The sequence below is a fragment of the Streptomyces sp. NPDC001843 genome (assembly GCF_042891955.1).
Lineage (GTDB): Bacteria > Actinomycetota > Actinomycetes > Streptomycetales > Streptomycetaceae > Streptomyces.
Genome location: NZ_JBIATQ010000026.1, coordinates 26,336 through 52,814 on the forward strand (window position 1 = coordinate 26,336; position 26,479 = coordinate 52,814).

Below are 26,479 nucleotides of genomic sequence, written 5' to 3' on the forward strand. Positions count from 1 at the left end.
TTGCCCTTTTTCCTGGTCAGGTGGTGGTCATCGAGCCAGGAACTCGACCGCGACGGGGGCGAACTCCTGGTGGTACTGGAAGATGCCGCCGTGCCCGGAGTCGGGGTAGATGATCAGCTCGCTGCCCTTGATGCGCCGGTGCAGGTCCTCCGACAGGACCGACGGCACCATGCGGTCGTTGTCGCCGTTGGCGATCAGGGTGGGCTGCGTGATCGACGACAGGTCGTCAGGGGCGGAGCGCCCCCACTTCTTGATGGCCTTCAGCTGCGTCTGGAACGCCTTGGTCTTGATGTCCGCGTCGCGGTCGACGGTGCGCTCCTTGAGCCGGTTGACGAACGCGCGTGCGGCGGGCTTGCCGGTGGCATTGCGGTTGAAGAACAGGAACTCCTTGGGGTCCGAACGGGTCAACGTGGCACGCAGGATGTCCCAGTAGGTGACTCTGGCGACCTTGTCCATGTCCTTGCCGCCCTTGGGCCCGGTGCCGGTGAGGACCAGCTTGCGGACGAGCTCGGGGTGCTTCACCACCAGGGCCTGGGCGACCATGCCGCCGAGGGAGAACGAGAAGACGTCGATCTTGTCGAACCCGAGGGCCCTGATGAAGGTGTAGGCGTCGTCGGCCATCGCCTCGACACTGTCCGGCACCTGGCCGGTGGACGCCCCGACACCGCGGTTGTCGAAGGCGATGACGTGACGTCCCTTCGCGATGGGGTCGATGATGCGGGGGTCCCAGTTGTCCAGGGTCGCGGCGAGGTGGACGAAGAAGACGACGGGGATGCCGCCCTTCGGTCCCAGCTCGCGGTAGGCGTAGGTGACGCCGCCTGCGCGGACGGTGCGGGCCGGGGCCTTCGCGTAGGAGGTGATGACGGGTTCGTTCGGGGCGTCTGTGCTGCTCATGACCGATTCTCCTTGCGTGTTCTGTGTCGCTGTGTGTTTCGTGTCGCCCGTCGCGGTTGCGGCGGGTCAGCTGTTGCCGATGACGGCCTTGCCGCGGATGCCGCCCTGGGACAGGGACTGCAGCGCGTGCGGGGTCTGGTCGAAGGGGAACACCTTTCCCACGACCGGGCGCACCGCGCCCTGGTCGATGAGGGTGGTGATCCGGCGGAGCTGGTCGCCGCTGGCGTGCATGAACAGGAACTCGTACGTCACGCCGAGCTTCTTCGCCTGCTTGCGGATCTTGCGGCTCAGGGCTGTGACCGCCAGGCGCAGCAGCGGATTTAGGCCGGCCTGGCGGGCGAACGCGGGGTCCGGGGGACCGGCGATCCCGATGGCCTTGCCGCCGGGCCTGAGCACCCGCAGGGACTTCTCGAGGGTCTCTCCACCGAGGCTGTCCAGCACCAGGTCGTAGCCGGTCAGGAGCTGCTCGAAGTCCTGGGTGCGGTAATCAATCACCGTGTCCGCGCCGAGCGCGCGCACGTAGGCCGCGTTGGAACCGCTGGCAGTGGTGGCGACACTCGCGCCGAGGTGCGCGGCGAGCTGGATCGCGATCGAACCGACCCCGCCGGCGCCGGCGTGGATGAGCACCTTCTGCCCGGGCCGCAGCTTCCCGCGCTCCACCAGCGCCTGCCATGCCGTGAGCGCCGCCAGCGGCAGCGAGCCGGCCTCTTCCATGCTGATCGAAGCGGGCTTGAGCGCCAGGTCGCCCTCCGCTACGGCGATGCGCTCGGCGAACGTGCCGATGCGGTCCTGGTGGGGCCGGGCGTAGACCTCGTCTCCGGGCTTGAAGCCGCGAACCGCCGTCCCGACGCGGACGACGGTGCCCGCGACGTCGTTGCCCAGGATCAGCGGCAGCTTGTAGGGCAGGATCTGCTTGAACTCACCGGCGCGGATCCTCTCATCCAGCGGGTTCAGCCCGGCGGCCTCCACGCGCACAAGCACGTCGTGCTCCCCCACGGTGGGTTCGGGGACCTCCGCCTCCTGCAGCGGCTCCTTGTACTTGGTGACGACGAACGCTCGCATGGGGCGCCACTCCTAATACTTGTCCTATTTATCCAGGTCTGAGACTGGATCGGCGAACCCGGCGCGACATCCGGGGGCCTCACGACCTCGCACCATCCGGTCGATCCGAGTACACTCAACTATGAGTCCACTCATAATTATTGTCAAGGGGGTCCCCATGGGAAGCGATCACATGCCGACCGGGCGCCGCGAGAGGGCCAAACAGGACAAGCGCGAGCGCATCATGACCGCCGCCCGCGAGCTGTTCGCCGAACACGGCGTGGACAGGGTCACGACGCAGCAGGTCGCCCGCCGGGCCGATGTCGCCATCGGGACGCTCTACCTGTACGCGTCCACGAAGGCCGAGCTGCTGATCATGGTGCAGAACGAGAAGTTCGCCGCCGCCGTCGATTCCGGCCTCGCCGCCGCCGACGCCGCCGTAGGACAGGGCGCGCTGGAGCGGGTCATCGCTCTCATCCGCCCCCTGGTGGAGTGCGTGCGGGAGCACATCGAGAACGGCCGCACCTATCTGCGCGAACTTGTCTTCGGCGACCCGGCCGAGCCATACCGGCAAGTGGGTCTGACCCTTGCCGGCCGCGTCGAGGACGGCATCACCGGCCTGCTCACGCGCAACGAGGACATCGGCGCCGCCGACGCGGCAACGCTGGCGCGGGTGATCACCGCGATCATCCACATCAGCACCACCGCCACCGTGTGCCCGCACCGCAGCGACGAGGCCGTGCTCGCCGACATCCGCGACCAGGTCCACGCCACCCTTGCGCAGCACATCCGCGCCGCATGACCGCTCGCTCCACGAGCCGACCATGTCCCCGGAACGGGGACACTTCGTGAGCACGCGCTACGGCGTGATCACCATCGGCGGCGGAAGCGCGGGCACGTCACCGCGATCCGCGCCGCGCAACTCGGCAAGAACAACCTGTCCGGCAGTGCGGCAGTGCGGCAGTGCGGACAGCCGCTAACCCTGCACTCCCGGTCAGGCCGGCGGCGTCTGTCCGCCCTGCGCCTCACGTTCCCAGATGGGACTGCGGTCCTTGTCGACCAAGGCCGCTCGGACGCCCTCCAGGAAGTCCGGCGTGCGGATGGTCGTGCGCGTGAGAGTGAGCTCGGCGGCAAGGCACTCGCGCAACGTCTGCTGTCTGCCCCGGGCCAGCAGGTTGTGAGTGATCTCCAAGCTCTGCGGCGAGGCGGACTCCAAGGCGATCAACGCGTCTGACGCCCAGGCGGTGTCGAGGTGACGCAGGCGTTTCTCGATCTCACCGAGAGTCGGCGCGCCGAACGCCCAGTCCATCTCCCCGCGTACCTCCGCCAGCCTGCTCGCCCCCACCGGCGAACGGTCGGCAAGGCGGTTCAGGACGACGTCCACCGGGGCGCCTGGGCTGTCCGCCAGGGCGTCTCCGACCGCACCGAGCCCGTCCGTGGGGACGAAGTGCGTGGCCAGCCCCGCGTACAGGGCGTCGGCAGCGTCGAGACGGTGCCCGGTCAGTCCCAGGTACATGCCTATCGCGCCGGGCAGCCGCGGCAGAAAGTAGCTGGCCCCGATGTCGGGGAAGAAACCGATCCCGGTCTCGGGCATCGCCAGCACCGCACGCTCGGTGACGACGCGGAAGGTGCCGTGGACCGACAGACCGAGACCACCGCCCATGCACATGCCGTCGATGAGCGACACGACCGGCACGGGATACTCAGCGATCCGGGCGTTGAGCCGGTACTCGGAGGCGAAGAACCGCTCACTGGCCTCGGCATCCCCAGCGAGGCTGTGCTCGCGGATCGTGCGGATGTCGCCGCCGGCGCAGAAGGCCTTCACACTGGTGCTGGCGATCACCACAGCGGACAGCGGTGTGTGTTCCCATGCGGCGAGCGCACCGTCAATGGCCGCGACCATGCCTGTCGTCAGGGCGTTGAGCGCCTTGGGTCGGTTCAGAAGGATCCGGCCGACGCCCCGGTGCACATCGGTGAGAACCTCGCCCTCAGCAATGTCAGTCATGCGTCTCATCTCGTACTCCGCGCGGACCTGGCTGTTGTGCCATCACCGTTCCTCCGTCGCCGAATGTCGCCCCTCATGGCTGAGCAGGCGCTCGTGTCCGGATCCCCCGCCAACAACCCCGTTGTGCCCACCGTGGACGAGATCCAGGACCTCTACCCGCAGATCTACGGCTGAAGGTCAAGATCCTCGCACAGGTCGCGGAGCGCCTCCACGAACCTCCCGGCCGCCAGGGCATCGCCGTCGCCGTCGGCGGCAACTCCGAACGCGCGGGCGCAGTCGGCGTACCGGCTCTCGGCGGCCGGTACGGAGAACGCCGTTACCGCGGGGAAGAGCATCGCGTTCGACAGACCATGAGCGACGTGGAAGTGCGCGCCGATCGGGCGGCTCATGCCGTGCCATGGTCGACTCGCCCCACGCCATCTACCCCGGCACGGACGAGAGCGTTCAGCGCGAGGCCGCCGGAGAGCGGATTTGCCTTGCGGCTCACGTACGCCTCGACGGCACGACTGAGCGCGTCGACGACGGCGACCGACAGGAACGCCGGTCCCGAACAGAGTCATCTTCTCGTCCGTGGCGCTGTCGTGATGCTGCGGTTCGTGTGCGGAGCCTTGTAGTCCCGCATCCGGCCGCCCTGTACGCCCCACAGGCAGGCCGGCGCCAAGCGAATCGGTCGTCGGATCCGGGACGGTCCCGGCAGACAGACACGGCTGCAGTCCGGCGTCCTCACGCATCACCATCAGGCGTTCCGCCGCACCCGCCCAGGCGACGGGGGGGCTGCTCCTCCCAGACAGTCGGACCTCAGACCGCTGATCCGCTACGGCAGAGATTCTGGAGCGTTGATCACCCTCGGCCGCCCGCACTGCGCCGCCGCGCCCGCAGCCAGAGGTGCCCCTACTCTTCTGGGTTTACTTTCTTATACTCAGTCAGTAGCGTCAGGACCAGCACATCAACCTGGCTGCACGCGGGACGTGGGCGTGGCAGCAACCTGCGAAGGAGCACCACCATGGGCGTAAGCCGAGAGGCACACGAGTTCGCGGAGTTCCTCGCGAGCGTGAGCGCGAAGTCGTCGACACCCGGTCTCGACCTGGCCGTCATCCGCGACATCGTGGACTCGAACCACAAGGCGTCGACCGAGCCGGAAGGCGTCACGTACGCCGAGGTGGACGCGGGCGGCGTTCCCGCCCTCTGGGCCATCCCCGAGGGCGCCGACCCCGACAAGGCACTGCTCCACTTCCACTTCGGCGGATCCGTCACCGCCTCCATGCACTCGGACCGCAAGGCCGCAGGCCACATCGCCAAGGCAGCCGGAGCCCGCTCCCTCGTCGTGGACTTCCGCCTGGCGCCCGAACACCCCTACCCGGCGCAGCTCGACGACGCCGAGACGGCGTACCGGTGGCTGCTCTCGCAGGGCTACGAGCCGCGGAACATCGGCAGCACGGGCCACTCGATCGGCGGCACGCTCGCGGTGATGCTCCCGCTGCGCCTGCTCGCGAAGGGCGAGGCGACGCCGGGCGCGATCGTCAGCGTCTCGCCGTGGACCGACCTCACCATCCAGAACCCGTCGGTGGACGAGAACGAGGACAACGACAAGATGCTCAGCAGGAGCACCCTCGAACTCTTCCGAGGAGCCTGGCTGCAGGATCCCGCCGTGGACTTCACCGACCCCGCGATCAGCATCGCAAACGCCGATCTGACCGGCCTGCCGCCCACGACCGTCCACTACGGCGAGTACGAGACCCTCGCCGACGACGGCGCCGAACTCGGCCGACGCCTCGCGGACTTCAAGGTCACCTCAGAGGTCCACCCGATGCCCGAAGGGCAGCACTCGTTCATCCTGGGCGCCGGGCGCGTACCCGAGGTGGACCAGGCGATCCAGCAGATGGGCCAGTGGCTGCGCAAGCACCTCGGCGCGTGAGCTGAAGGCACACTGGGCGGAGCGGCCCTTCGGCCGGACCGCCTCACCACCGCGATGCCGGTGACCGGTTCCCGCCGGTCGTCGGCATCCTGCCAGAGTCGGCCGACTTGCGGTGCCTGTGTCCGACACGGTTCCGCACCCAGCCACATCACCGTCCATTGATGCCACAAAGGAGTGCGCGATGGGAACATACGAAGATGTCTTCCGCGCCAGTACCGAGGACCCGGAGAGCTTCTGGCTGAAGGCGGCGGAGGGCGTCGACTGGGATGTCGCTCCGCGACGCGCTCTGGACTCCTCGGGCGCGCCCTTCTACCGCTGGTTTCCCGACGGACGGCTCAACGTCTGTTTCAACGCGCTCGACCGGCACATCGAAGCCGGCCGGGGCGAGCAACCCGCGCTCGTCCACGACTCCCCCGTGACGGGCACCCGGCGCACCTACACCTACGAACAGCTGAGGGACGAGGTGGCGGCCTTCGCCGGAGCACTCGCACAGCTCGGCGTGGGACACGGCGACCGCGTGGTCATCTACATGCCGATGGTCCCCGAGGCCGCCGTCGCGATGCTGGCCTGCGCACGCATCGGCGCGGTCCACTCCGTCGTCTTCGGCGGATTCGCCGCACGCGAACTCGCCCTTCGCATCGACGACGCCGCCCCCAAAGTGGTCGTCTCCGCCTCCTGCGGCATCGAGGGCAAGCGCGTCATCGCGTACAAGCCCCTGCTCGACCAGGCGATCGAACTCGCGGCCCACAAGCCGCAGAAGAGTGTCATCCTGCAACGCCCACAGGAGACGGCCGAGTTGGGGCCTCACGATCTCGACTGGGCCGACCTGGTGGCTACCGCGCCACCGGCCGACTGTGTTCCCGTCCCCGCAACCGACCCCCTCTACATCCTCTACACCTCCGGAACCACCGGAAAGCCCAAGGGAGTCGTGCGTGACTGCGGCGGCTACGCGGTCGCCCTCCACTGGTCGATGGGCGCCGTGTACGACGTGGGCCCGGGCGAGACCATGTTCACCGGCTCCGATGTCGGCTGGGTCGTCGGACACTCGTACATCGTCTACGCGCCCTTGCTGGTCGGCGCGACCACGGTGCTGTACGAGGGCAAGCCGGTCGGCACCCCGGACGCGGGCCAGTTCTGGCGGGTGGCCGCCGAGTACCGGGTCAAGACCATGTTCACGGCGCCCACCGCCTTCCGGGCGATCAGGAAGGAGGACCCGAAGGGGACGCTCACCGCCGGCTACGACCTCTCCCACCTGCGCTATCTCTTCCTGGCCGGTGAACGCCTCGACCCCGAGACCTATCACTGGGCGAGCGACCTGCTGGGCGTCCCGGTGATCGACCACTGGTGGCAGACCGAGACCGGCTGGCCCATCGTCGCCAACCCTGTGGGCATCGAAGCCGCTCCCCTCAAGCCCGGCTCCCCGACCCGCCCGCTGCCGGGCTGGGACGTCCGCGTCCTCGACGCTTCGGGCAAGCCGGTGCCCGCGGGCGTCGACGGCGCGATCGTCGTGAGGCTTCCCCTGCCGCCCGGCGCGCTCCCCACGCTCTGGAAAGACGACGACCGCTACGTCGCCTCCTACCTCTCCGCCTACGACGGCTACTACCTCACCGGCGACAGCGGCCACCTCGACGACGACGGCTACGTCTTCGTCATGGGCCGCACCGACGATGTCATCAACGTCGCCGGACACCGGCTGTCCACCGGCAGCATGGAAGAGGCCCTGGCCGCCCACCCCGACGTCGCCGAATGCGCCGTCATAGGCGTCGCCGACGAACTCAAGGGACAGATCCCGCGCGGCTTCGTCGTCCTGAAAGCCGGCAGCGACCGCGAACCGGGCGAGGTCGAGGCCGAACTCGTCCAGCTCGTACGCGAGCGCATCGGCGCCGTCGCCTCCCTCAAGGACGTCACGGTCGTGGCCGCCCTGCCCAAGACTCGCTCGGGAAAGATCCTCCGCAAGACGATGCGCGGCATCGCCGACGGCCACGACGAACCCATCCCCTCCACCGTGGACGACCCCGGTGTCATCGAGACCCTGCGCCCTGTTCTCCGCCGCGCCGGTCACACCCCGTGATCGGTCGCGTGGAAGGCCGCGCACCGTTCGGTCAGCGGCCACCAGGGACGGTACGAGATGCGGGAGATCGTCAACGCGCTCCTCTACCAGGGCCGCACCGGCTGCCAGTGGGACCTGCTTCCGCACGACCTGCCGCCGGGCGGCGCGGTGATGTACCAACTTCGCCAAGTGGCGCGACGACGGCACCGACCAGACCATCCACGACCTGCTGCGCTGGCAGGTGCGGGAGAAGGCGCGGCGAAAAGCGGACCGAGCCTGGTGGTGCTCGACACCCAGAGCATGCATGCGGCGGCCGGGGTGCCCGCGGAGTCGACGGGGTGTGATGCGGCAAAAAAGTACCGGGCCGCAAGCGCGGCCTGGCGCAGCACATGACCGGCGGGGAGCTGACCCTCGGGGCGGTGCTGGCCCGGCTGGAGGAGCGGGAACGGGAGATCGCCGCGCTGGCCGAGACGACGGGAGAGCAGATCGAGCAGCTGACCGCACGGCTGGACGAGCTCGGCAGGGCCGCTGAGGAGATCCGGATCACCCGCAAGACACTGCTGGAGCTGCCCGATCCGCAGCCACCCGCGCCGCCGGCGCCGAAGCTGCCCGACCATCCGGCCTACCGGCAGATCCTGGCAGTATTCACCGCGGCCGACGCTCCGCTGCGGGCGCGGCAGGTGTGCGAGGCGATGGACATGGAGATCGCGTCCAACACCTTCAACAACACCCGCCTGAAGCTCAAGCGGCTGACCAAGCGCGGAATCCTGGTCGAGACCGGGCAGGGTTCGTTCACCCAGCCGCGGCCGTAGCCGCCCGGCGGCTGCGGCCGGCCCGCCTGCCCCTCCCGAAAGGGGGAACAGGCATCAACTCACGTAACCCTCTCAGGACTGCAACTGGGCGAAGAGCGTCGCCAGGTCGATGAGGCCCCAGTGGTCGGTGAGCTTCCCGTCGGCCACCTTGAACATGCGGACCTCCAGCACCTTGATCGATCGGCCGGTGGCGGGAGTGCCGTTGAAGGACCCGGTGTTCGTGCCGGTGAGGATGAAGCTGATCGCGAACCAATCGTCCTCGGCGACGACACGGACCGGCGTGGCGGCGAAGTCGGGGACCGCGTCGAGGAACGACGCAAGCACCGCGCGGGCCTCCTCGAGGCCGGTGGTGGTGCCATCGGCGGCGTGGTTGCGGAAGTCCGGCGCGTACAGGGCGAACAGGGCGTCGAGGTCGCGCAGGTTGACGCGCCTGACGTACTCATCGGCAAGCCGGTGCAAGTCGGCGGCGGACGTTCGGGGCTCGGCGTTCGAGGAAGACATGTGCTTCTCCTATCGGGGCGACCGAGAGGCCGCAAGCAAGTTCCGAGGCGAGTGGGATCGTGTGGCGGCCTACCGGTCGAGCACCGGGGCACGCCGTCAGCCGTGAACGTCACGGCGGAGAACGGGGCGCAGCGTGTGCGGCAGAAAGCGCCGCGTCGGTGATGACGAACACTTGACGATCACCGGGAAGACCATGACTGCTCTCGCTGACCGTCTCCCGGCCCAGACCGCCGCGCCCGACCTGCCCGAGCACCCGAACTACCCCCGCATCCTCGCCGTCTTCAACGAGGTCACCGGCCCCCTCCGGGCCCGTGATGTCTGCGAAGCCCTCGACCACGAACCGCTGCCGAAGAACATCGATGGCACCCGCGCCAAGCTGAAACGCCTCGTCAGGCTCGACGTCCTCACCGAGGCCGACGCCGGCAGCTTCACCAGAAAGCAGTAGCCGACCAAGCCCCCGCGACCAGCAGCCCTGCCCCAACCTCACCTGCAAACGGACAACACCTCACGAACCGCCCTCTGCGAGCTGGAGGAACTGGTCTTCACCCCCCGAACTCGTGGTCAGCGAACTGGTGACGACCGCCATCCGCTACGGCAAGAGCCCTATCAAACTGCGGATGATCTTTCAGTCCGCCCTGACGAGCGAATCTCCGACGCCAGCAGCACCGCCCCGCACCTGCGCCGCGCCCAGGTCTCGACGACGGCGGCCGCGGCCTGCTCCTCGTCGCCCACCCCACCGAATACTGGAGCACACAGCACACCCGCTAGGACAAGGTCATCTGGGCGGAGCAGGCGATTCCAGCTTCCGTTGCGGAACTCCCACCGCTCTGGCGTGAGGTCCTTGCGCGAGCTGCACCGCGCGGCTTCGTGCCCCCTGCCGGGACCCACTTGCCACAACCCACCCGACCGCATAATATTACGATCGTAATTTGATAGGCCGCTGCCGACTGCGACTCGGCCGGCGGGCGCAGGGCGCGTGCGTCTTCGGACCCGGAAGCAGAAGAGCCCGGTACCCACGTCCACGCGGTGTCCGCCCCCGCCCTTTCGAAACCACCACCCATCACCTGAGGAATCACCCATGCTCAACGCCCTGTGGAACCCGACCGTCGTCGGAGAGATCGCCCTGCCGCACCGGCTGGCCATGGCCCCCCTGACCCGCAGCAGGGCCACCCCGGACGGCGTGCCGACCGAGCTGAACGCCGAGTACTACGCCCAGCGCGCCTCGCACGCGCTCATCATCACCGAGGGCACCCAGCCCTCCGCCGACGGCCAGGGCTACCCGGTGACCCCGGGCATCTACACCGAGGAACACATCGCCGGCTGGCGCAAGGTCACCGACGCCGTACACGAGGCCGACGGACGCATCGTCATCCAGCTGATGCACGCCGGGCGCATCTCCCACCCGGACAACACCCCCCACCACCGGCAGCCGGTGGCACCCTCCGCTATCAAGCCGGCCGGCCAGACGTTCACCCCGTCCGGGCTCCAGGAGATGCCGGAGCCGCGCGAACTGTCCACCGAGGAGGTCGCCGCGACGGTCGACGACTTCCGGCGCGCCGCCGCGGCCGCCATCGCGGCCGGCGCCGACGGCGTCGAGATCCACGGGGCCAACGGCTACCTGGTCAACCAGTTCCTCTTCCCCAGCGCCAACCAGCGCACGGATCAGTACGGGGGCTCCCTCGACAACCGCATCCGTTTCGCGGTGGAGGTCGCCACGGCTGTGGCCGACGAGATCGGCGCCGGCCGCACCGGCATCCGGATCTCTCCCGGCAACCCCTTCAAGCTCAACGACCTCGCGGAGAGCGACCCGCACGAGCTCTACCCGCACCTCCTGCGCGCCCTCGCCCCCCTCAACCTCGCCTACCTGCACATCGGTCACGGCGGCGACGAGGAACTCCTCTCCACCCTCCGCAAGTTGTGGCCGACCACGCTGATCCTCAACCGGGCCGGTGCCGACATCGCCGCCCGCGCCAAGGACGTCGAAGACGGTCTGGCCGACGTCGTCACCGTCGGCACCATGGCCCTCGCCAATCCCGACCTCGTCGAGCGCGTACGCGCCGGCGCCCCCCTGAACACCCCCGACCCCGCCACCTTCTACGGCGGCGGCGCGGCCGGCTACACCGACTACCCCACCCACGCCGCCTGACGAAGAGCAGCCCGGCGCCCGAGGGAACCACCACCTTCGCCGCCTCGACACAGCTGCGGCGCACGGAGGCCGGCGACCCGAGGAGTTACGGGCCGCGACCGACCTGCGCCGCAGCGGTTTCACCTCACACCCCGGCGCTCTGCGCCGCGATCGAGGGAGTGCGACGTCACGGCCCGGACCGATACCGGTCGCCGCCGAGGCTCACCCCTGCGAGGGTGGCACCGGGAAGAGCATGCAGCTGCTGGTGGCGTGGGCGAGCAGACGGTCCGTGCCGTCGACCAACTGCGCCTGGGCCAGGGCGGTTTGACGGCCCTTGCTGACCACCGTGCCGATGGCGCGTACCGTGCCCGTGTCCACGGTGATCCGTCGCAGGAACTTCACCGTGAGGTCGAGCGAGGTGTACGCAACGCCCTGCGGAAGGGTCGACTGGACTGCGCAACCAGCCGCCGAGTCGAGCAGGGTGGCGAAGATGCCGCCGTGCACGCTGCCGATCGGGTTGTAGTGCTCCTCACCCGGTGTCAGGGAGAAGACCGCCCTGCCGGGCTCCACCTCGCTCAGAGTGAAGTCGATGGAGTAATTGATGGGCGGCGCCGGCAGTCGCCCCGCCTGCAACTCACGCAGGAAGTCGATGCCGGCCATGCGTCCGGCGGCTTCCGCCAGGATCGCGGGATCTTCCCATTGATACGTACGCGTTCGTCCCACGGCCGGGCACCTTCCATCTGACTTTTGAAAACGAAGCTAGTTTCCCGCTCGCCTGACTGTCAATGACGAAGCCAGACCCTTACGCTGGCGGGATGGAGTGGCTTGAGGCGAGCACGGAGAACTGCCCCGTCCAGCGCACGCTCGACGTGGTCGGAGAGAAATGGACGTTGCTGATCTTGCGTGACGCCGTCAACGGAGTCCGCCGCTTCGACGACTTCCACCGCCACATCGGCCTGTCGGAAGCCGTCCTCAGCGACCGCCTCCGGAAGCTGATCGCGGCCGGCATCCTGAAGACCGTCCCATACCAGGAGCCGGGCAGCCGCTCCCGCAACGAGTACCGCCTGACCCGCAAGGGCTGGGATCTGTGGCCTGTCCTGATGGCGCTGAGCCAGTGGGGCGAGGCGTACGCCCTCGGCCCCGAGGGGCCCGTACTGGACATCCGTCACACCGACTGCGACGCCCCGGTCCGCGTCGTCGTCGAGTGTTCCGCGGAGCACTCCACCCTCAGCCCCGCGGAAGTCACCGCCCGACTCGGACCCGGTGCCCGCATCCGGTCGTGAGCACGCCGGTCATGGGGTCGCCGGTCATGATATTACGTGCGTCAGGCCATGGATTACCCTTGAGTGCGAAGCATGGCCTTACGGAGCGAACGGAGAAAGCTCGTGGTGCGCTACGCCAAGGAGCACAAGCAGGTGACGCGGCGACGCATCATCGAAAAGGCCGGCCACCGGTTCAAGCAGGACGGCATCGACGGCTCGGGTATCTCCACGCTGATGGCGGACGCGGGGCTCACCAACGGAGCCTTCTACGCCCACTTCGCGTCCAAGGACGACCTCGTCGCCCATGTCGTGGCCGAGGAACTGCACACGCAGGTCGCGAGGTACAGCACCCTGCGGCCCGGCCGCCCGGGACTCGAGGACCTCATCCGCGAGTACCTGTCTCCCGAGCACCGGGACCACCCCGGCCTCGGATGCCCCTCCGCCGCCCTTCTCGACGAGATCGGCCGCTGCGAGGACGGGACCAGGCAGGCCTACAGCGACGGCGCGCGGGCCATCCTGGAGGAGATCTCCGCCCGCCTGACACCCGAGGACCCGCGGTCCGCTCAGGCCAAGGCCATCGGGCTGTTCACCATGCTGGTGGGGACGATGCAGCTGTCCCGCGCCCTGTCCGACCGGAAGCGCGCCGATGAGGTCCTTGAGCTGGGGATCGAGAACGCTCTCGCGTTCATGGGGTGAGGCGGAAGGCGAGGTCGCGTCAGTGAACGGGTGCCTCGAGCCGCTCACCCAAAGGGCGCCACGCCCCTGAGGCACCACCCTCGGCCCAGACTACGACCGCACCGCTCGCCTTTTGCCGCTCGAGGAACTCGAGAACCGTCTCCACGAACTGCCCGTGGAACTGGAAGATGCCGCCATGGCCGGCGTCGGGGTAGAGGACCAACTCGCCGTTCGGCACTCGCGCGCCAGGTCGACCGAGTTCCGGGTCGGAACCATCCAAGGGGTGCGGGTGTGTCACATCGCGGGGCTGGAGTGCCCGTGCTCCACGCCCAGCAGGGCGAGGGCGTTGTGGATGCCCTGTTCGAGCAGTTCGTCGGCAAGCTGCCGGTCGGTGAGGGCTCGGGAGAGCTGGAGCGTCCCGGCCATCATGGCGTAGGCGCCGAGCGCCTTGGTGCGGACCGAGAGGGGATCGTCGGGTGCCAGGCGGGCGGCGATGCCGTCGATGACCATCAGTACGCCGTCGGTGTAAGCCTGCTTGGTCGGGTCTGTGCAGCGCCGGATTTCGTCGAGCAGGGCGGCGGAGGGGCAGCCGTCGTCGGAGCTGTCGCGATGCTGGGCGGACAGGTACCGGCGCACGATCTGCTCAAGTCCTGCGCGCCCGGGTGCCGCCTGCGCGACGATCCTCGCGTTCTGCGCCTGCAATTGGTCGGAGACCGCGGTGGCCACGAGGTCGTCTTTCGACGTGAAATGGGTGTAGAAGGCGCCGTTGGTCAGCCCCGCGTCCGTCATGAGGGTTGAGATGCCCGAGCCGTCGATGCCGTCCCGCTTGAACCGGCGACCGGCCGCCTCGATGATCCGCTGCCGGGTCGCCTGCTTGTGCTCTTTCCCGTAGCGCACCGTGCGCTCCTTTGCTCGTCGGAGAGGCTGCTTGCTCTTGGCGGGCACTCTTATCATTTTACATTTCGATCGTACTTCAATGGATTCGAGGCTCCGACGGCCGCCCGTTCGGCGGCGAGGTGCCGTGCCAGGTGGAACGGTATCCCCTCACTCGGGGGCGTTCATTTGCGCACCATGGAGTGCGGTCGACTGCGGGGGCCCGCTTGCCATCCATCGTCTTCATGCACAGTATTATGAGTGTAATCCAATGTCCCTCGGTTGGCGCCGCCTCAGCGCTCGGCGAGGCGGATGCCGGGTGTGATCAGAACGAGCCGGATGACATGGGTCGGTACCCACCACTGTGTGACCTGGTCGACAGTGTCGGTGCAGTGCATCGGGCGCCGGCGAAGAGAACTCCGTCCTTGAAACTCGCTACAGAAGGACCTGGACATGAACACACCGCGGAATTCACCGTCCTCCTCGCCCTCGTCGTCGTACCAGAACGCGCCGACCCGCTCCGTGTCCGTCCGCGGCGAGGACTTCGCCTACCGGGAACTCGGCCCTGAGGACGGCGTACCGCTGATCCTCCTGATTCACCTGGCCGGGGTCCTGGACAACTGGGACCCGCGCGTCGTCGACGGACTCGCCGCACGACGCCGGGTCATCGCCTTCGACAACCGCGGGGTGGGCGGATCGAGCGGCTCCACGCCGGACACGATCGAGGCGATGGCCCGCGACGCGGTGCTGTTCATCCGAGCCCTCGGGTTCGACCAGGTCGATCTGCTCGGCCTGTCGATGGGCGGCTTCATCGCACAGGTCATCGCGGAACAAGAACCTCACCTCATCCGCAAGGTCATCCTGGCGGGCACAGGCCCCGCCGGTGGCCCCGGCATCGACAAGGTCCCGGCGCTCACCCTCCAGGCCACGCTCAAGGGCGCCCTGACCCGCCAGGATCCCAAGCTCTCCCTCTTCTTCACCGAAACCGAGGGCGGTCGGCGGGCTGGACGGGCCTTGCTGGAACGGCTGAAGGAGCGCACGCAACACCGCGACAAGGACATCTCATTGCCGGCGTTCCGAGCCCAGCTGAAGGCCATCAGACAATGGGGCCGTCAGGCGCCGTCGGACCTGTCGGAGATTCGCCAACCGGTGCTCGTGGCAAACGGCGAGAACGACCGCATGGTGCCCAGCCACAACACACTCGACCTGGCCGCCCGCCTGCCCAGGAGTGAACTCGTGCCCCTCTACCCGGATGCCGGACACGGGGGGATCTTCCAGTACCACGATGAATTCGTGGCAAGGGCACTCGAGTTCCTTGGGTCCTGAGCCCGAGCCAAGCCGCGCTGCCCGCACCTTCACGCTCGCACAACGCCCTCGGAAACGTCAGCTCGGCCGTCACCGTTCGCCGGCCCTGGCCGTGGAAGGCGGCCCCCCTGCTCGGCCGTGCCTGAGTGCGGCCCTGTACGTCATCGGTCGGCCCGCGCGACGAAAGGGCGTCCAAGCAAACAGTCGCGCTGGGTTGGCGCACAGTATCCGCAGGGCTTCGGTGGGGTTGAGTTCCGCCGTGAGCCAGGTCGGGGTGCTGTAGGCACGGCCATTTGCACGACAAGGCACGGCCGCCTTCGCCCACACATACTGTCCGGCCAGCAGGCGGGAGAGCGCAGCGCATCCGGGGTAGGGCAGAGACAGGGCCGCCGGCAGCCCCCGATGATCGACAACCACCACGCCGGGCCAGCCGAGCAGCCAGGGTTCCAGCTCCTCCCACTGGCGTTGCTGTCCCTGGACTTCCAAGTGGAGTCCAGGGGCGGCGATTTCGTGCACCAGTCGCTGCCAGAGCCGATCTTCCAGCGGGGGCACCGGGCCGCTGATCAGGTTGAGGCGGATCCCGCACGCACCCGTCTCCACGAGCCGGTCGAGCTCCCCCGACGTCCGGGGTCTACGACGGCCACGCCGCAGAGAGGGCCCCGACGCCTTGCCGAGGGCCTGGAGCAGGTAGGAGTTGTCCGTGCCGAGGCATGTTCACGGGAAGCGCCCACGGCATCGCCGTCGTCGCTGTGCTCCCCGAGACCCTCGCACAGGAAACTCGATACCCCCGCACTCCCCGCGGCCGAAGCTACCGCCCCGCCGGTCGCCTCCGCTCACTGAACCACTCCGTCCGAGGCGGCTGGAATGAGGTCGATCCATGCAAGACCACCGAGATCGAGCCGACTGCGGGCACGTGTCACGGCAACGTAGGCGAGGCGGGCGTCCGTTTCACTCACGGGTTCCGAGATCGGGCGACCACGGTCGTCGTGTTGATCGCTGTCCGGGGGCGGGGGGAAGTCATCGGCGATCTTGACCGTGGGCCATTCCCGGCCTTTGGCCTTGTGGGCCGTGGAGACCGTGACGTCGGCCTTGTCCTCGTCGGTCAGTGCGTGGACCGCGGTGATGATGGCCTCGGGTCCGTGCTGGTCGACAAGTTCCTACGAAAGGCTGCAGATCACGGCCGGCCGGATCGTGATCCGCGTACTCCTGCAGCTCACCCCAGGAGGCGAAGAGAACGAGTTCTGGGTGGGCGGTGCGACGGCCGTCTTTGAGGTCCCGTGCAGCCAGCGCCAGCGCGATGAGCGTATGCCCTCCCCGCGTCAGCGCGACGCGGTGGCCGGCGGCCAGCAGTCGCATGACCTCGGTCATGGCCCCGATGTTGGTGCGGCACAGCACCGCGTCCGGAGAGGCGACGAGACCGACCTTCGTCGGGACCGCCTCGGTACCTGTCAGTCGGATGGGCGCGTCGGTGAACGCGAGCCACCGGTTGGCTTGTTCGGCAAGGAGGGGGCCGAAGCGGAAGGATCGAGTCAGGGTGAGGTGGGTGGCGTCGAAGCTTGTCATGATGTCCCGGGCTCCGCGCCAGCCGTAGATCGCCTGCGCGGAGTCGCCGACCATGACCAGCTGGGTGCGGGCGCGTTGAGCCGCGAAGACCTGTTCCAGGACAGGGTTGGTGTCCTGTGCTTCGTCGAGGAAGAGGAAGTCGGCGTCGATCTTTGGTTCGGTGAGGGCCCACATCTTCAGGTAGTGGTCATGCTCGAAACGGACCACGCCCTGCTCGGGATTCTGCAGGTCTCCCCACGCCTTGTCCGCGAACGACGTCACGACCTCGGCGAGGCGGGCGTGTTCGTCCGGCGCACTCAGGCCGCGCAGCGCGGGTACGTGGTGAGAAGCCAGCGTGCGATCAGCCGAGTGGCAGAAGCGGGTCACCGTGCGCAGGACGCTGTGTGACAACGTCCTGTGGCTGATCTCGTGATCTCCGATTCGGACCGGAGAGGTGATGCCGAGGGCCTGCCCGATCTTCCACGCAGGTTGGCGGGGGCTGTTGAGTGTGCGAGCGAAGCGGTGGCCAAGGGCTGCGTAGGCCGTGGCGTGGGCGGTCTTGCACATCACGGATCGCGGGAAGCGTGCGGAGGCGTCGTGTGCGATGTCTTTGTTGAAGGCGAGGTAGCGCCCTCGGCGTTTGGTACTCGCGGCGAGCAGGCTCAGCGTGCTGGTCTTTCCTGTGCCGGCGCCGGCCTGCAGCACGAGGTGATGGCCATCTCGGAATGCTTCGACAGCATGAGCCTGTTCGTCTGTGGGCGTGTGCAACAAGGGCTCCACGGAGGAGAAGGGCTAAGGGTTCGGGTGCGCGTGAGACTGGCTCCGTCCAGCGCGGCCAGCGGCGTACGCGTCAGATACGGCCGGATCACGACGACGGAGCAGGATGTCGGCTGTGCAAGCCAGTACGTCCTCGGAGGAGTGGAGGGCGAGCAGGCCTTCGAGTTGCGCCGTCAGTTGCAGGGAGCGTTCTCTCTCGTTCCGATCGAGGGCTGCGGTCACGCTCCGGGCGACGAAGTCTCCGGGCCGCTGTCCTCTGGCGGTCGCGGCCTGGCGGATCGCCGCTCGCGCGGTACGGCTGAACTCGAGATTAAGAAGGACCTGCCCGTGCTGGTCGGGGTAGTGGGTGGTCAGGGCATCGATGGGCAGAAGGTGGTGCAGCCGTCGCCGTAGTGACCGCAGCGCGCGGCCTGGCGTCCTGGCCGGCTGAACGGCCATCAACCGGGTGCGGTCGGCGTTCGCTGCGAGCGACACCGTACGACGAGCTCGGTGGAGCTCGCCATTGGTGGCTGGCCTGGTCAGCAGGATTTCAATGCCATCGTGCGAGGTCACGACCCAGCCGTTCCATACTCGTGGTGCGTCGGGCGCGGACGACGGACGTGGTTCGGCAGGCGGTTGTGGATGTGCGCGCGGTGGAGCATGGGGTCGAAGGGCTCCCAGTCGGCCAACGCGAGGTCCGCTGCTGACTGGGTTGCGGTGTGGGTGGAACAGCGCTGCACGCGCCAGCGCAGCTGCTCGGCGTAAGGCAGGGCGGTGAGGTCATATACAGCCATGAGCTCACAGGGCAAGGCCAGTTGCCCCCGTGTGGCCGTAGCGGGTACCAGCCTCCAGACGCCCACGGGGCCGTCCGCAGTGAGCAGCCTCTGCGAGCAGCGGTCGCGACGCCGCGTCTGCGCCACGCACTGGATTTCGTCCACAGGTTGCGCAGCGAGGTAGCGGACATACAGGAACTGCACTACGGGTCTGGCGGGTCGGCAGCCGTCCGGTTGAGCCATTGGCCGGCTCGAAGGGGGCATTGGAGTGAACACGCCGGTGTCAATCAGGCGGCGTGTGTGCAGGGCCAGATCCCGGCGCAGCCCGTCCAGCGCGGAGGCTTCGGGCGCAGCGTCGCGAGCGGGACAGACTGGGGCGTGAGCCAGGCGGCACCAGGCTCTGCCATCGCCAGCCGGATGGGCGACACCAGAGCTTACGTGCCAACGGTAGGCGGTGGGCACCTCGGCCGCGGGCACTTCCCGGGGGTGCAGGCGGACGGGCCGCGCAAAGCTGCGGTGGTACCACTCGACCGGGTTGCCGCACTCTCGGCAGCGATCACGCTGAGCGCAGCGGAGGAGCCGACTGGGGCTGTCGTGCTCGATACGCAGTGAGCGTCGGGGGTAGGCGACAGCGGGGCTGCCGTCCCAGTGCCGCGGTGTGGATGAAGAACGCATGCGTGCGAAGGTGCCAGGCAACACGCCGCATCCACAGCGCCGAGGCTGGAGGGTCCCTCGAACAGCCCCATTCCATGAAACGCACGTTCGAGTTGTCGATCAGAGATTCGTGTCGCTTCGCCGGTCCGGGTGATTGGCGCGAGCCCTCCCAGTCAACGGTCAGCGCCGGTCGGCCCCGGGGGCTCGTGCCCCTCACACACGGCTCCGAAGAGCTCGTCGAGCGGAGTGCTCAAGGCATGGGCGAGGGCGTGCCAGGTCTTGAGAGTGCCGATGGTGCGTCCCTGCTCGATCTCGATGAGGGTCCTTCTGGCCAGGCCGCTTCGATCAGCGAGCTCGTCATAGGTCCAGCCGCGCGCCGCCCGCAGCCGCGCAAGCTCCAGACGCAGCGCCTCGAAATCCGGGTCGGGCGGGAGGATCGTCACCCGACAATCCGACGGTGCAGACCACTGCCCTGCCAGTGCAGACCTCTGCCCTATTTCTGTAGGTGACGCCATCAAGTGAAGGGCAGAGGTCTGCACTACCGTGTGCGGGCCACCCCACCCTCCGCGGGTACAGCGCAGACATGACGGGAGGAACACGCCCCCCATGAGGCTTTGCACGACGCGACCCGGCGTCCGGCGCGCCTGGACCGTGGAACTGCGCCCGCAGCCCGGCGGACCGATCCTCGTATGCCAGCAGTGCTCCCGCAGCGACCGACTGCTCAGTGGCACGTCCGCTCGGTCGGAGCTCCTGGCCCACCTGGCACGACACGCTCGCCGCGATCTCCTCCCTGCTCACCTTCGTACCTGCCAGTGCCACGAGCGCGGCTGCAGCTGGCACCCGCGCCATCGAGGCTGTGGTGGGCCCATCCGGCTCGTGCTCGCACGCGAGCGAGGCGGACGGCTGTGGCGCCTCGCGGACGCGTGCACGGCCTGCGCCGCCGCCACGTCACAAGCGGCCGTCGTTCCCGACACGTTCATCAACGCTGCGACGGCGCCGCCGGCGCATGCGGACATCCGTCGAAAGCACCGAAGCCCCAGAGGCCCGGACAGGCAGACCCGGGTGCGGGAGATGCTCAACTACCTCGCCTCCGCGCTGCCGACTGAGACCGGACCTGCCGCCCGACTGATCGCCCTGCAATGCGCCTTGCGCATGAACGACTCGGCTCAAGTCCGCTTGCCGCTCGGGGTACTGCGCAGCCTTCGATTGGAACCTGCCACGGATTCCTGGCGGGATCTCCACCAGGCACGATGGCTATGCGCAACCCTGCCCACGTCGCGCTCCAGCGCACGCGCTGTAGTCATCCAGCTCCTCGACGTCGGGCTCTTCGCCCAATGCCCGGCCCGTCCCGACCGGCTCGCTGCCGCAGACTGGGCGCTGCGAGCCGCTTGCGGCATCCGCATGGACTGCGCCCCGTTTTCCCAGCTCATTGCCATGTGTATCAAGGCCCATACCGCTCCCGAGAGCACCCATGGAACAGCTGAAGTGGATCAGCTGGCACGCGAGTGCGGGCTGGCCGCAACGGATTTCACGGATGCACTTGACCAATTGACGGCCGCAGGACACATCAGCTCCTGGAGCGTGCAGCCGGCGTCGGGAGATCTGTACTGGACACTGACAGAGCCCGGCGAGCGTGGATGCGAAGGAACGACTCGTCGGTGACTGGCAGACGTCGACGGTCCGTCACACGCAACGTCGATATCGCAAACATCCGCGCCGAGGCGCCGGGGGCATCGCTCTCGCTCTCAGCGCCGACGCGGGATCCTGATCGACTAACGTCGAATTCCCGCCGCTCGCTTCTGACGTGTCCGCTGAGCGATTTTCCGAGCGCCTGAAGCATTCATACGCCAGGCCGCGAATTGCAGGCCGACGTCGAACTGCTCCGCCACCTGTTCGTCGGCCCCGCCCGACAGAGCCGCGCCGATCGCCGCCGTCATGGGAATGAGCAACTCCCCAGAGAGAGCTGCGGCCTGCTTCTCCTTCAGCGCCATCTCAGGGCCTAGTTTTTTTCTAGGCCGGTTCGGCTCCGTGGCACCCGCAGAGGCCTCGGTTGCCACCCGGACCACCTCGGCGCGGAAGTCCGCGTCCCAGATGAAGCCCGTCGTGCCTCCGGCATAGCCGACCCGTCGGATCACCAACCCCCCGCCCCTTCAACCTGTTCGCGTTCATGAGGAGAGAGCACGGATGCTGACTGCACTTGGCCTCGCCGACGGCCACTACCTGTCGGTCGAGGAGGTCGACCCCCGCAAACCGGGCCCGCACGACATCGTCGTACGAGTCGGCGCCAGCGGGGTCTGCCACACCGACGTCGCCGTCCTGGGCGGCCACCTGCCGATGCCACTGCCCCTCGTCCTCGGCCACGAGGGCGCCGGAGACCGGCTCCGAGGTGACCTCCGTCGCCGTCGGCGACCGGGTCATCGGCACCGTGGGCGCTGTGTGCGGCACCTGCTGGTACTGCGTCCGCGACATGACCCACCTCTGCGACAACAGCATGGCCATGACCTCGGCGCCGCGCGTCAAAAGGACCCACGGCACGGAGGTTCCAGCCTTTGTCGGCCTCGGCACCTTCGCCGAGGCGATGACCGTGCACGATGCAAGCGTGGTCCCCGTGACCACGGACCTGCCGGACGAACAGCTCGCGCTGATCGGATGCGCCATCACCAACGGCCTGGGGGCGGTGTTCAACACGGCTCAGGTGAAGCCCGCTTCGAGCATCGTGGTCATCGGCTCCGGCGGTGTCGGTCAGGCGGTGATCCAAGGCGCGCGGATCGCCGGTGCCGCCCGCATCATCGCTGTCGATCCCCTGGAGAACAAGCGGTCGGCCGCGCTCGGTTCCGGCGCGACGGACGCGATCGACCCCACGAGCGCCGACCTGGTCGACGAAGTCCGGCGTCTCACCGGCGGACGCGGCGCCCACCACACCTTCGAAGTGGTGGGCAACCCCACGACCATCACCCAGGCGTGGGACGCCGCCCGCCGCGGCGGGACGGTCGCCCTCGTCGGAATGTCGGCCGCCGACGCGATGATCACCATGCCCGCGCTTTCCCTGGCCTCGGACGACAAACCGCTGTGCGGCAGCCTCTACGGCGGTACGCAGGCCCGGCGGGACATTCCGCTGATCGTGGAGTTGGCGGAGACACGCCGCCTCGATCTCGCGTCGATGGTCACGCGCCGCGTACCACTGCACGAGGTGAACGACGCCATTCGAGCGTTGGAGGCGGGGTGAGCAGATCCGCACCGTCGTCGTATGACCCTCTGAAGTCAATCCAACCGCCATGGAGGCCAGCGCCGCACGCGGAGCTGGCCTCCGGGTTTCTTCCTCTCACCCACAAAGAGGAACACCTGTGCCCTACGACGCGTCGCTGTCCCCCACCTACTGCTTGTCGGAGCTGGAGCAATGGGCGTCATAACCGGATACCACCTGCAGTTAGCCGCGCCGAAGTGATGTTCCAGGTACGGCCGGCACACGTGGAGAAGCTGTCGCTGCCCCAGACGCTCTCCTCCTAGGACAGCGCGACCGTGAATCACTCCGCTGGCTACCGGGTGATTTCAGATGTCTCGGAAGTCGCCGACCAGACCTACGAGTACGGCATCGTCACCCTTGACGGCGCCTCCTCGTACTCCGTTGAGGGCACCACACTGCTGAACCACCTTGGCGACGCCGTCCGTGAAAGATCCGACACCGTTGTCATCGGAGGCATCGCGGTGCCGGGAGATCGGCCGACAGGTCGACCCCGTTGGGCATCGGCACCCGTAGCTCCGCTGGACCACGACATCCCGGGTCAGAGTGGGGGACAGCTTCAGTCGGCGCTCGACGAGATGGCCGATCAGGTTCACCACTGACGCTTCGTCCGTCAGCGCGGTCCTTTCCGGACGCCGGATCGAGCGGCATGAAGAGGAGCGCACGCCCGACATCCTCGAGATCACGTCGGCGGCCAGGCAGTCCATGTTGTCGGTACGTCCTGACAAACCTCTTGACACCGCCGACAGGGCATTCGATAGTACGGGCATCTAGAACGTACTAGTAGCACGTTCTAGAGGCTGCCGAGCCGCACACACCCGATGGCTGCCGCAGACGACACGTTCCGCCGCACACGGCGTTCTCATCAACCGCTCGCCCGCGTCACTCGTCCGGGCGCGGCCCTCCCGAGGCCGGAACCCCATTCCCACCCTGATCAGCACAGCGAGGTGCAAGGGACATGCACAGACACCACAGAGCCGCCGCACTGGCCGCCACCGTTCTCACCGGCGCTCTTCTCGCCACCGGCTGCTCCAGCAGCTCAGGCGGCAAGAAGTCCGAGGAGACCGCGAACGGCGCGTCGGCGGGCAAGGCCACCACTCCCCGCATGACCGTCGCGCTGGTCACCCACCAGGCCCCCGGCGACACCTTCTGGGACACCGTCCGCAAGGGCGCCGAGGCCGCCGCGGCCAAGGACAACATCAAGCTCATCTACTCCGCCGACCCCAACGCGGGCAACCAGGCCAACCTGGTGCAGAACGCGATCGACCAGAAGGTCGACGGCATTGCCGTCACGCTGGCCAAGCCGGACGCCATGAAGTCCGTCCTGGCCAAGGCGGAGCAGGCCGGCATACCCGTGACCGGCCTCAACGCCGGCCTGAGCCAGTGGAAGAGTCTGGGCCTCCTGGAGTACTTCGGCCAGGACGAGACCGTGGCGGGCGAGGCGTTCGGCAAGAAGCTCAATGACATCGGCGCCAAGCACGCCGTCTGCGTCGTCCAGGAACAGGGCAACATCGCCCTGACCCAGCGCTGCGACGGCGTGAAGAAGACCTTCTCCGGCAAGACCGACGTCCTCTACGTCAACGGAACCGACATGCCGTCGGTGAAGTCGACGATCACCGCCAAGCTCTCGGCAGACAAGTCCATCGACGAGGTGGTCACGCTTGCCGCGCCGATCGCGCTGACCGCCACGCAGTCGGTCTCGGACGCCGGCAGCAAGGCGAAGGTCGCCACCTTCGACCTCAACAAGGACCTCATCAAGGCCATCCAGGAGAACTCCATCCAGTTCGCCGTCGACCAACAGCCCTACCTCCAGGGCTACCTGGCCGTCGACGCGCTGTGGCTCTACAAGAACAACGGCAACTACAGCGGCGGCGGTGAACAGCCCGTGCTGACCGGCCCTGCCTTCGTCGACAAGTCCAACGTCGACAAGGTCGCCGCCTTCGCCTCAAAGGGAACCCGGTGACGAGCATGACCCAGCATGCCGAGCCGGCGGTGACCTCACCGCCGGCCCCCGGCCCCAAGGACACCGACGGGCGCAGCGCCGAACGGTCCATGATCGTAAGGCTGTTGGCCCGCCCCGACGTGGGCGTCTTCCTCGGTGCCGTGGCCGTCTACGTGTTCTTCCTGATCGCGGCGCCGCCGGTGCGCGACGCCAGCTCGATGGCGAACATCCTCTACCAGTCCTCCACCCTGGGCATCGTGACCGTCCCGGTGGCACTGCTGATGATCGGCGGCGAGTTCGACCTGTCGGCCGGCGTCGGGGTGATCACCTCGGCGCTGACCGCGAGCATGACCGCCTACCAGCTGAGCATGAACGTCTGGGTCGGCGTCATCGCCGCCCTGATCGTGTCGCTGGCGATCGGCTTCTTCAACGGCTGGATGGTCGTCAAGACCGGACTGCCGAGCTTCCTGGTCACCCTGGGCAGCTTTCTGATCCTGCAAGGGGTCAACCTCGCGGTGACCAAGCTGGTCACCGGCAACGTCGCCACCGACGACATCAGCACCATGGACGGCTTCGACCAGGCCAAGAAGGTCTTCGCCTCCAGCTTCGACATCGGCGGCGTCCAGGTGAAGATCACCGTCTTCTGGTGGCTGTTGTTCGCGGCGATCGCCACCTGGGTGCTGCTGCGCACCAAGTACGGCAACTGGATCTTCGCGGTCGGCGGCAACAAGGAGTCGGCCCGCGCGGTCGGCGTTCCGGTCGCCTTCACGAAGATCTCGCTGTTCATGCTGGTCGGCGTCGGCGCCTGGTTCGTCGGCATGCACCAACTGTTCTCGTTCAACACCGTGCAGTCCGGCGAGGGCGTCGGCATCGAGCTGATCTACATCTCCGGCGCGGTGATCGGCGGCTGCCTGCTGACCGGCGGCTCCGGCTCGGCGATCGGCCCGGTCTTCGGCGCGTTCATGTTCGGCATGGTGCAGCAGGGCATCGTCTACGCCGGCTGGAATCCCGACTGGTTCAAGGCCTTCCTCGGCGTCATGCTCCTTGGCGCCGTCCTGATCAATCTGTGGGTCCAGCGCACAGCGACCCGGAGGTGACCCGAATGACAACCAACGAAACCGGCACCCACGGCGCTGTCCTCGCGGACAGGGCCCCCGAGAAGGACTCCCCGGTCGTCGAACTGCGCAACGCGGGCAAGGCGTACGGCAACATACGTGCCCTGCACGGGGTGAGCCTGACGGTGCATCCCGGCCAGGTGACCTGTGTGCTCGGCGACAACGGCGCCGGCAAGTCCACTCTCATCAAGATCATCTCCGGACTGCACCAGCACACCGAGGGCGAGTTCCTCGTCGACGGCGAACCGGTGCGCTTCTCCACCCCGCGCGAGGCGTTGGACAAGGGCATCGCGACCGTCTACCAGGACCTCGCCGTGGTCCCGCTGATGCCGGTGTGGCGCAACTTCTTCCTGGGCTCCGAGATGACCAAGGGCCCCTGGCCGTTGCGCCGCCTGGACATCGAGAGGATGAAGAAGACCGCCGACCACGAACTGCGCGAGATGGGCATCGTCCTGGACGACCTCGAACAGCCCATCGGCACCCTCTCCGGCGGTCAGCGCCAGTGCGTGGCCATCGCCCGCGCCGTCTACTTCGGCGCCCGCGTCCTGATCCTGGACGAACCCACCGCCGCCCTGGGCGTCAAGCAGTCCGGTGTCGTCCTCAAGTACGTGGCCGCCGCCCGCGATCGCGGACTCGGGGTCATCTTCATCACCCACAACCCGCACCACGCCTACATGGTCGGCGACCACTTCAGCGTGCTGCGCCTGGGCACGATGGAACTCTCCGCCGAGCGCAGCCAGATCACGCTCGAGGAGCTGACCAACCACATGGCGGGCGGCGCCGAACTCGCCGCGCTCAAGCACGAGTTGTCCCAGGTCCGCGGCGTCGACGTCGAGGAACTCCCCGAAGAGGCCGACCTCACCGCACCCGTGGCAGTCACCAAGGAAGCCGCCTCCTGACAACCGTGGCGGCCAGCCCGGCCCACACGTCTCCGCCACCGACGGGCACAACCGGCTCAGACGCCAAGTCCACCTCTCCACCCCCGGAGTCTCCGGAGC

At 68.0% G+C, this 26,479-nt stretch carries 27 protein-coding genes and 6 pseudogenes; 19 read left to right on the forward strand and 14 right to left on the reverse strand.

Going from position 1 to position 26,479, the window contains the following annotated elements:
* Positions 1 to 27: 27 nt before the first annotated feature.
* Positions 28 to 894, reverse strand: coding sequence for an alpha/beta fold hydrolase (locus tag ACFYZQ_RS38485; protein ID WP_383459312.1), 867 nt, complete (start codon positions 892 to 894; stop codon positions 28 to 30).
* 66 nt (positions 895 to 960) lie between these two features.
* A complete protein-coding gene (locus tag ACFYZQ_RS38490) occupies positions 961 to 1,956 on the reverse strand; it encodes an NADP-dependent oxidoreductase (protein WP_389158590.1) in 996 nt (331 codons plus the stop codon).
* 157 nt (positions 1,957 to 2,113) lie between these two features.
* Between ACFYZQ_RS38490 and ACFYZQ_RS38495 the strand changes: the two genes are divergently transcribed.
* On the forward strand, positions 2,114 to 2,737 hold the full coding sequence (locus ACFYZQ_RS38495; RefSeq protein ID WP_351476496.1) for a TetR/AcrR family transcriptional regulator: 624 nt from the start codon (positions 2,114 to 2,116) through the stop codon (positions 2,735 to 2,737).
* A gap of 192 nt (positions 2,738 to 2,929) precedes the next feature.
* Here the strand turns inward: ACFYZQ_RS38495 and ACFYZQ_RS38500 are convergent, their stop codons facing one another.
* From ACFYZQ_RS38500 to ACFYZQ_RS38510, 3 genes are all read right to left on the reverse strand, one after another.
* On the reverse strand, positions 2,930 to 3,940 hold the full coding sequence (locus ACFYZQ_RS38500; protein WP_389158593.1) for an enoyl-CoA hydratase/isomerase family protein: 1,011 nt from the start codon (positions 3,938 to 3,940) through the stop codon (positions 2,930 to 2,932).
* Between the two features lie 164 nt (positions 3,941 to 4,104).
* Complete coding sequence (locus ACFYZQ_RS38505) at positions 4,105 to 4,329, reverse strand: iron-containing alcohol dehydrogenase (protein ID WP_055705485.1); 225 nt, start codon at positions 4,327 to 4,329, stop codon at positions 4,105 to 4,107.
* Positions 4,326 to 4,475 (reverse strand): hypothetical protein, encoded by a 150-nt coding sequence (locus ACFYZQ_RS38510; protein ID WP_362244096.1) that lies wholly within the window; start codon positions 4,473 to 4,475, stop codon positions 4,326 to 4,328. Before ACFYZQ_RS38510 ends, ACFYZQ_RS38505 begins: the two co-directional genes overlap by 4 nt.
* Before the next feature lie 468 nt (positions 4,476 to 4,943).
* Here ACFYZQ_RS38510 and ACFYZQ_RS38515 point away from each other — a divergent pair, with 468 nt between their 5' ends.
* From ACFYZQ_RS38515 to ACFYZQ_RS38530, 4 genes and pseudogenes are all read left to right on the forward strand, one after another.
* Positions 4,944 to 5,855: an alpha/beta hydrolase gene (locus tag ACFYZQ_RS38515; protein ID WP_389158596.1), complete on the forward strand. Its 912-nt coding sequence runs from the start codon at positions 4,944 to 4,946 to the stop codon at positions 5,853 to 5,855.
* A 181-nt stretch (positions 5,856 to 6,036) separates the two neighbouring features.
* Positions 6,037 to 7,926: a propionyl-CoA synthetase gene (locus ACFYZQ_RS38520; RefSeq protein WP_389158599.1), complete on the forward strand. Its 1,890-nt coding sequence runs from the start codon at positions 6,037 to 6,039 to the stop codon at positions 7,924 to 7,926.
* 36 nt (positions 7,927 to 7,962) lie between these two features.
* Positions 7,963 to 8,298: pseudogene (locus ACFYZQ_RS38525) on the forward strand (transposase); the annotation flags it as partial.
* Complete coding sequence (locus ACFYZQ_RS38530) at positions 8,295 to 8,717, forward strand: hypothetical protein (RefSeq protein WP_389158602.1); 423 nt, start codon at positions 8,295 to 8,297, stop codon at positions 8,715 to 8,717. The pseudogene ACFYZQ_RS38525 and the gene ACFYZQ_RS38530, both read left to right, overlap by 4 nt.
* 72 nt (positions 8,718 to 8,789) lie before the next feature.
* Here ACFYZQ_RS38530 and ACFYZQ_RS38535 read toward each other — a convergent pair whose 3' ends face one another.
* A complete protein-coding gene (locus ACFYZQ_RS38535; protein WP_159106840.1) occupies positions 8,790 to 9,218 on the reverse strand; it encodes an ester cyclase in 429 nt (142 codons plus the stop codon).
* A gap of 193 nt (positions 9,219 to 9,411) precedes the next feature.
* On the opposite strand from ACFYZQ_RS38535, the gene ACFYZQ_RS38540 reads away from it, so the two are divergent.
* The 3 genes and pseudogenes from ACFYZQ_RS38540 to ACFYZQ_RS38550 all read left to right on the forward strand — a co-directional run bounded on the left by ACFYZQ_RS38540 (position 9,412) and on the right by ACFYZQ_RS38550 (position 11,364).
* Entirely contained in the window at positions 9,412 to 9,663 is a 252-nt protein-coding gene (locus ACFYZQ_RS38540; RefSeq protein ID WP_389158604.1) for a hypothetical protein, read from the forward strand.
* Positions 9,664 to 9,769: 106 nt separating this feature from the next.
* Positions 9,770 to 9,986: pseudogene (locus ACFYZQ_RS38545) on the forward strand (phosphatase); the annotation flags it as partial.
* A 310-nt stretch (positions 9,987 to 10,296) separates the two neighbouring features.
* The gene (locus ACFYZQ_RS38550; RefSeq protein ID WP_389158607.1) at positions 10,297 to 11,364 is read left to right on the forward strand and encodes an alkene reductase; all 1,068 of its coding nucleotides are present in this window, start codon (positions 10,297 to 10,299) and stop codon (positions 11,362 to 11,364) included.
* Between the two features lie 201 nt (positions 11,365 to 11,565).
* Here ACFYZQ_RS38550 and ACFYZQ_RS38555 read toward each other — a convergent pair whose 3' ends face one another.
* Positions 11,566 to 12,066: a PaaI family thioesterase gene (locus ACFYZQ_RS38555; RefSeq protein WP_212671028.1), complete on the reverse strand. Its 501-nt coding sequence runs from the start codon at positions 12,064 to 12,066 to the stop codon at positions 11,566 to 11,568.
* 92 nt (positions 12,067 to 12,158) lie between these two features.
* On the opposite strand from ACFYZQ_RS38555, the gene ACFYZQ_RS38560 reads away from it, so the two are divergent.
* Together ACFYZQ_RS38560 and ACFYZQ_RS38565 are read left to right on the forward strand one after the other, a co-directional pair.
* The gene (locus tag ACFYZQ_RS38560) at positions 12,159 to 12,626 is read left to right on the forward strand and encodes a helix-turn-helix domain-containing protein (RefSeq protein WP_109005512.1); all 468 of its coding nucleotides are present in this window, start codon (positions 12,159 to 12,161) and stop codon (positions 12,624 to 12,626) included.
* 102 nt (positions 12,627 to 12,728) lie between these two features.
* Positions 12,729 to 13,301 carry a TetR/AcrR family transcriptional regulator gene (locus ACFYZQ_RS38565; protein WP_389158686.1) on the forward strand — a complete coding sequence of 191 codons (573 nt, stop codon included), beginning with the start codon at positions 12,729 to 12,731 and terminating at the stop codon, positions 13,299 to 13,301.
* Positions 13,302 to 13,574: 273 nt separating this feature from the next.
* Here ACFYZQ_RS38565 and ACFYZQ_RS38570 read toward each other — a convergent pair whose 3' ends face one another.
* Positions 13,575 to 14,177, reverse strand: coding sequence for a TetR/AcrR family transcriptional regulator (locus tag ACFYZQ_RS38570; RefSeq protein WP_217236372.1), 603 nt, complete (start codon positions 14,175 to 14,177; stop codon positions 13,575 to 13,577).
* Positions 14,178 to 14,606: 429 nt separating this feature from the next.
* Here ACFYZQ_RS38570 and ACFYZQ_RS38575 point away from each other — a divergent pair, with 429 nt between their 5' ends.
* Entirely contained in the window at positions 14,607 to 15,479 is an 873-nt protein-coding gene (locus tag ACFYZQ_RS38575; RefSeq protein ID WP_383459335.1) for an alpha/beta fold hydrolase, read from the forward strand.
* A 69-nt stretch (positions 15,480 to 15,548) separates the two neighbouring features.
* Here ACFYZQ_RS38575 and ACFYZQ_RS38580 read toward each other — a convergent pair.
* Both ACFYZQ_RS38580 and ACFYZQ_RS38585 read right to left on the reverse strand, forming a co-directional pair.
* A pseudogene (locus tag ACFYZQ_RS38580) lies at positions 15,549 to 16,157 on the reverse strand (amidohydrolase family protein); the annotation flags it as partial.
* 134 nt (positions 16,158 to 16,291) lie between these two features.
* Positions 16,292 to 17,768, reverse strand: a pseudogene (locus ACFYZQ_RS38585) (UvrD-helicase domain-containing protein).
* Here ACFYZQ_RS38585 and ACFYZQ_RS38590 point away from each other — a divergent pair.
* The gene (locus tag ACFYZQ_RS38590; protein WP_387862224.1) at positions 17,712 to 18,170 is read left to right on the forward strand and encodes a hypothetical protein; all 459 of its coding nucleotides are present in this window, start codon (positions 17,712 to 17,714) and stop codon (positions 18,168 to 18,170) included. The pseudogene ACFYZQ_RS38585 and the gene ACFYZQ_RS38590 overlap by 57 nt on opposite strands.
* A 155-nt stretch (positions 18,171 to 18,325) precedes the next feature.
* On the opposite strand, the gene ACFYZQ_RS38595 is transcribed toward ACFYZQ_RS38590, so the two are convergent.
* The 3 genes and pseudogenes from ACFYZQ_RS38595 to ACFYZQ_RS38605 all read right to left on the reverse strand — a co-directional run bounded on the left by ACFYZQ_RS38595 (position 18,326) and on the right by ACFYZQ_RS38605 (position 19,626).
* Positions 18,326 to 18,550 carry a hypothetical protein gene (locus ACFYZQ_RS38595; RefSeq protein ID WP_389158692.1) on the reverse strand — a complete coding sequence of 75 codons (225 nt, stop codon included), beginning with the start codon at positions 18,548 to 18,550 and terminating at the stop codon, positions 18,326 to 18,328.
* Positions 18,551 to 18,823: 273 nt separating this feature from the next.
* Positions 18,824 to 19,204: pseudogene (locus ACFYZQ_RS38600) on the reverse strand (DUF6083 domain-containing protein); the annotation flags it as partial.
* Positions 19,205 to 19,356: 152 nt separating this feature from the next.
* A complete protein-coding gene (locus ACFYZQ_RS38605) occupies positions 19,357 to 19,626 on the reverse strand; it encodes a helix-turn-helix transcriptional regulator (RefSeq protein WP_067259018.1) in 270 nt (89 codons plus the stop codon).
* Between the two features lie 628 nt (positions 19,627 to 20,254).
* On the opposite strand from ACFYZQ_RS38605, the gene ACFYZQ_RS38610 reads away from it, so the two are divergent.
* Positions 20,255 to 20,845, forward strand: coding sequence for a hypothetical protein (locus tag ACFYZQ_RS38610; protein WP_389158610.1), 591 nt, complete (start codon positions 20,255 to 20,257; stop codon positions 20,843 to 20,845).
* Positions 20,846 to 20,955: 110 nt separating this feature from the next.
* Here ACFYZQ_RS38610 and ACFYZQ_RS38615 read toward each other — a convergent pair whose 3' ends face one another.
* Positions 20,956 to 21,321, reverse strand: coding sequence for a hypothetical protein (locus ACFYZQ_RS38615; RefSeq protein WP_389158612.1), 366 nt, complete (start codon positions 21,319 to 21,321; stop codon positions 20,956 to 20,958).
* 46 nt (positions 21,322 to 21,367) lie between these two features.
* On the opposite strand from ACFYZQ_RS38615, the pseudogene ACFYZQ_RS38620 reads away from it, so the two are divergent.
* The 6 genes and pseudogenes from ACFYZQ_RS38620 to ACFYZQ_RS38645 form a co-directional block, all read left to right on the forward strand.
* Positions 21,368 to 21,734 (forward strand): annotated as a pseudogene (locus ACFYZQ_RS38620) (alcohol dehydrogenase catalytic domain-containing protein); the annotation flags it as partial.
* 27 nt (positions 21,735 to 21,761) lie between these two features.
* Positions 21,762 to 22,409: a zinc-binding dehydrogenase gene (locus ACFYZQ_RS38625; protein ID WP_389158689.1), complete on the forward strand. Its 648-nt coding sequence runs from the start codon at positions 21,762 to 21,764 to the stop codon at positions 22,407 to 22,409.
* Positions 22,410 to 22,702: 293 nt separating this feature from the next.
* Positions 22,703 to 23,026, forward strand: a complete 324-nt coding sequence (locus ACFYZQ_RS38630) for a hypothetical protein (protein ID WP_388916727.1) — start codon at positions 22,703 to 22,705, stop codon at positions 23,024 to 23,026.
* Between the two features lie 356 nt (positions 23,027 to 23,382).
* Positions 23,383 to 24,387 (forward strand): substrate-binding domain-containing protein, encoded by a 1,005-nt coding sequence (locus tag ACFYZQ_RS38635; RefSeq protein WP_389158615.1) that lies wholly within the window; start codon positions 23,383 to 23,385, stop codon positions 24,385 to 24,387.
* A 5-nt stretch (positions 24,388 to 24,392) separates the two neighbouring features.
* Entirely contained in the window at positions 24,393 to 25,463 is a 1,071-nt protein-coding gene (locus ACFYZQ_RS38640; RefSeq protein WP_389158618.1) for an ABC transporter permease, read from the forward strand.
* Positions 25,464 to 25,468: 5 nt separating this feature from the next.
* The gene (locus ACFYZQ_RS38645; protein WP_109005518.1) at positions 25,469 to 26,380 is read left to right on the forward strand and encodes an ATP-binding cassette domain-containing protein; all 912 of its coding nucleotides are present in this window, start codon (positions 25,469 to 25,471) and stop codon (positions 26,378 to 26,380) included.
* The last annotated feature ends 99 nt before the right edge of the window (positions 26,381 to 26,479 follow it).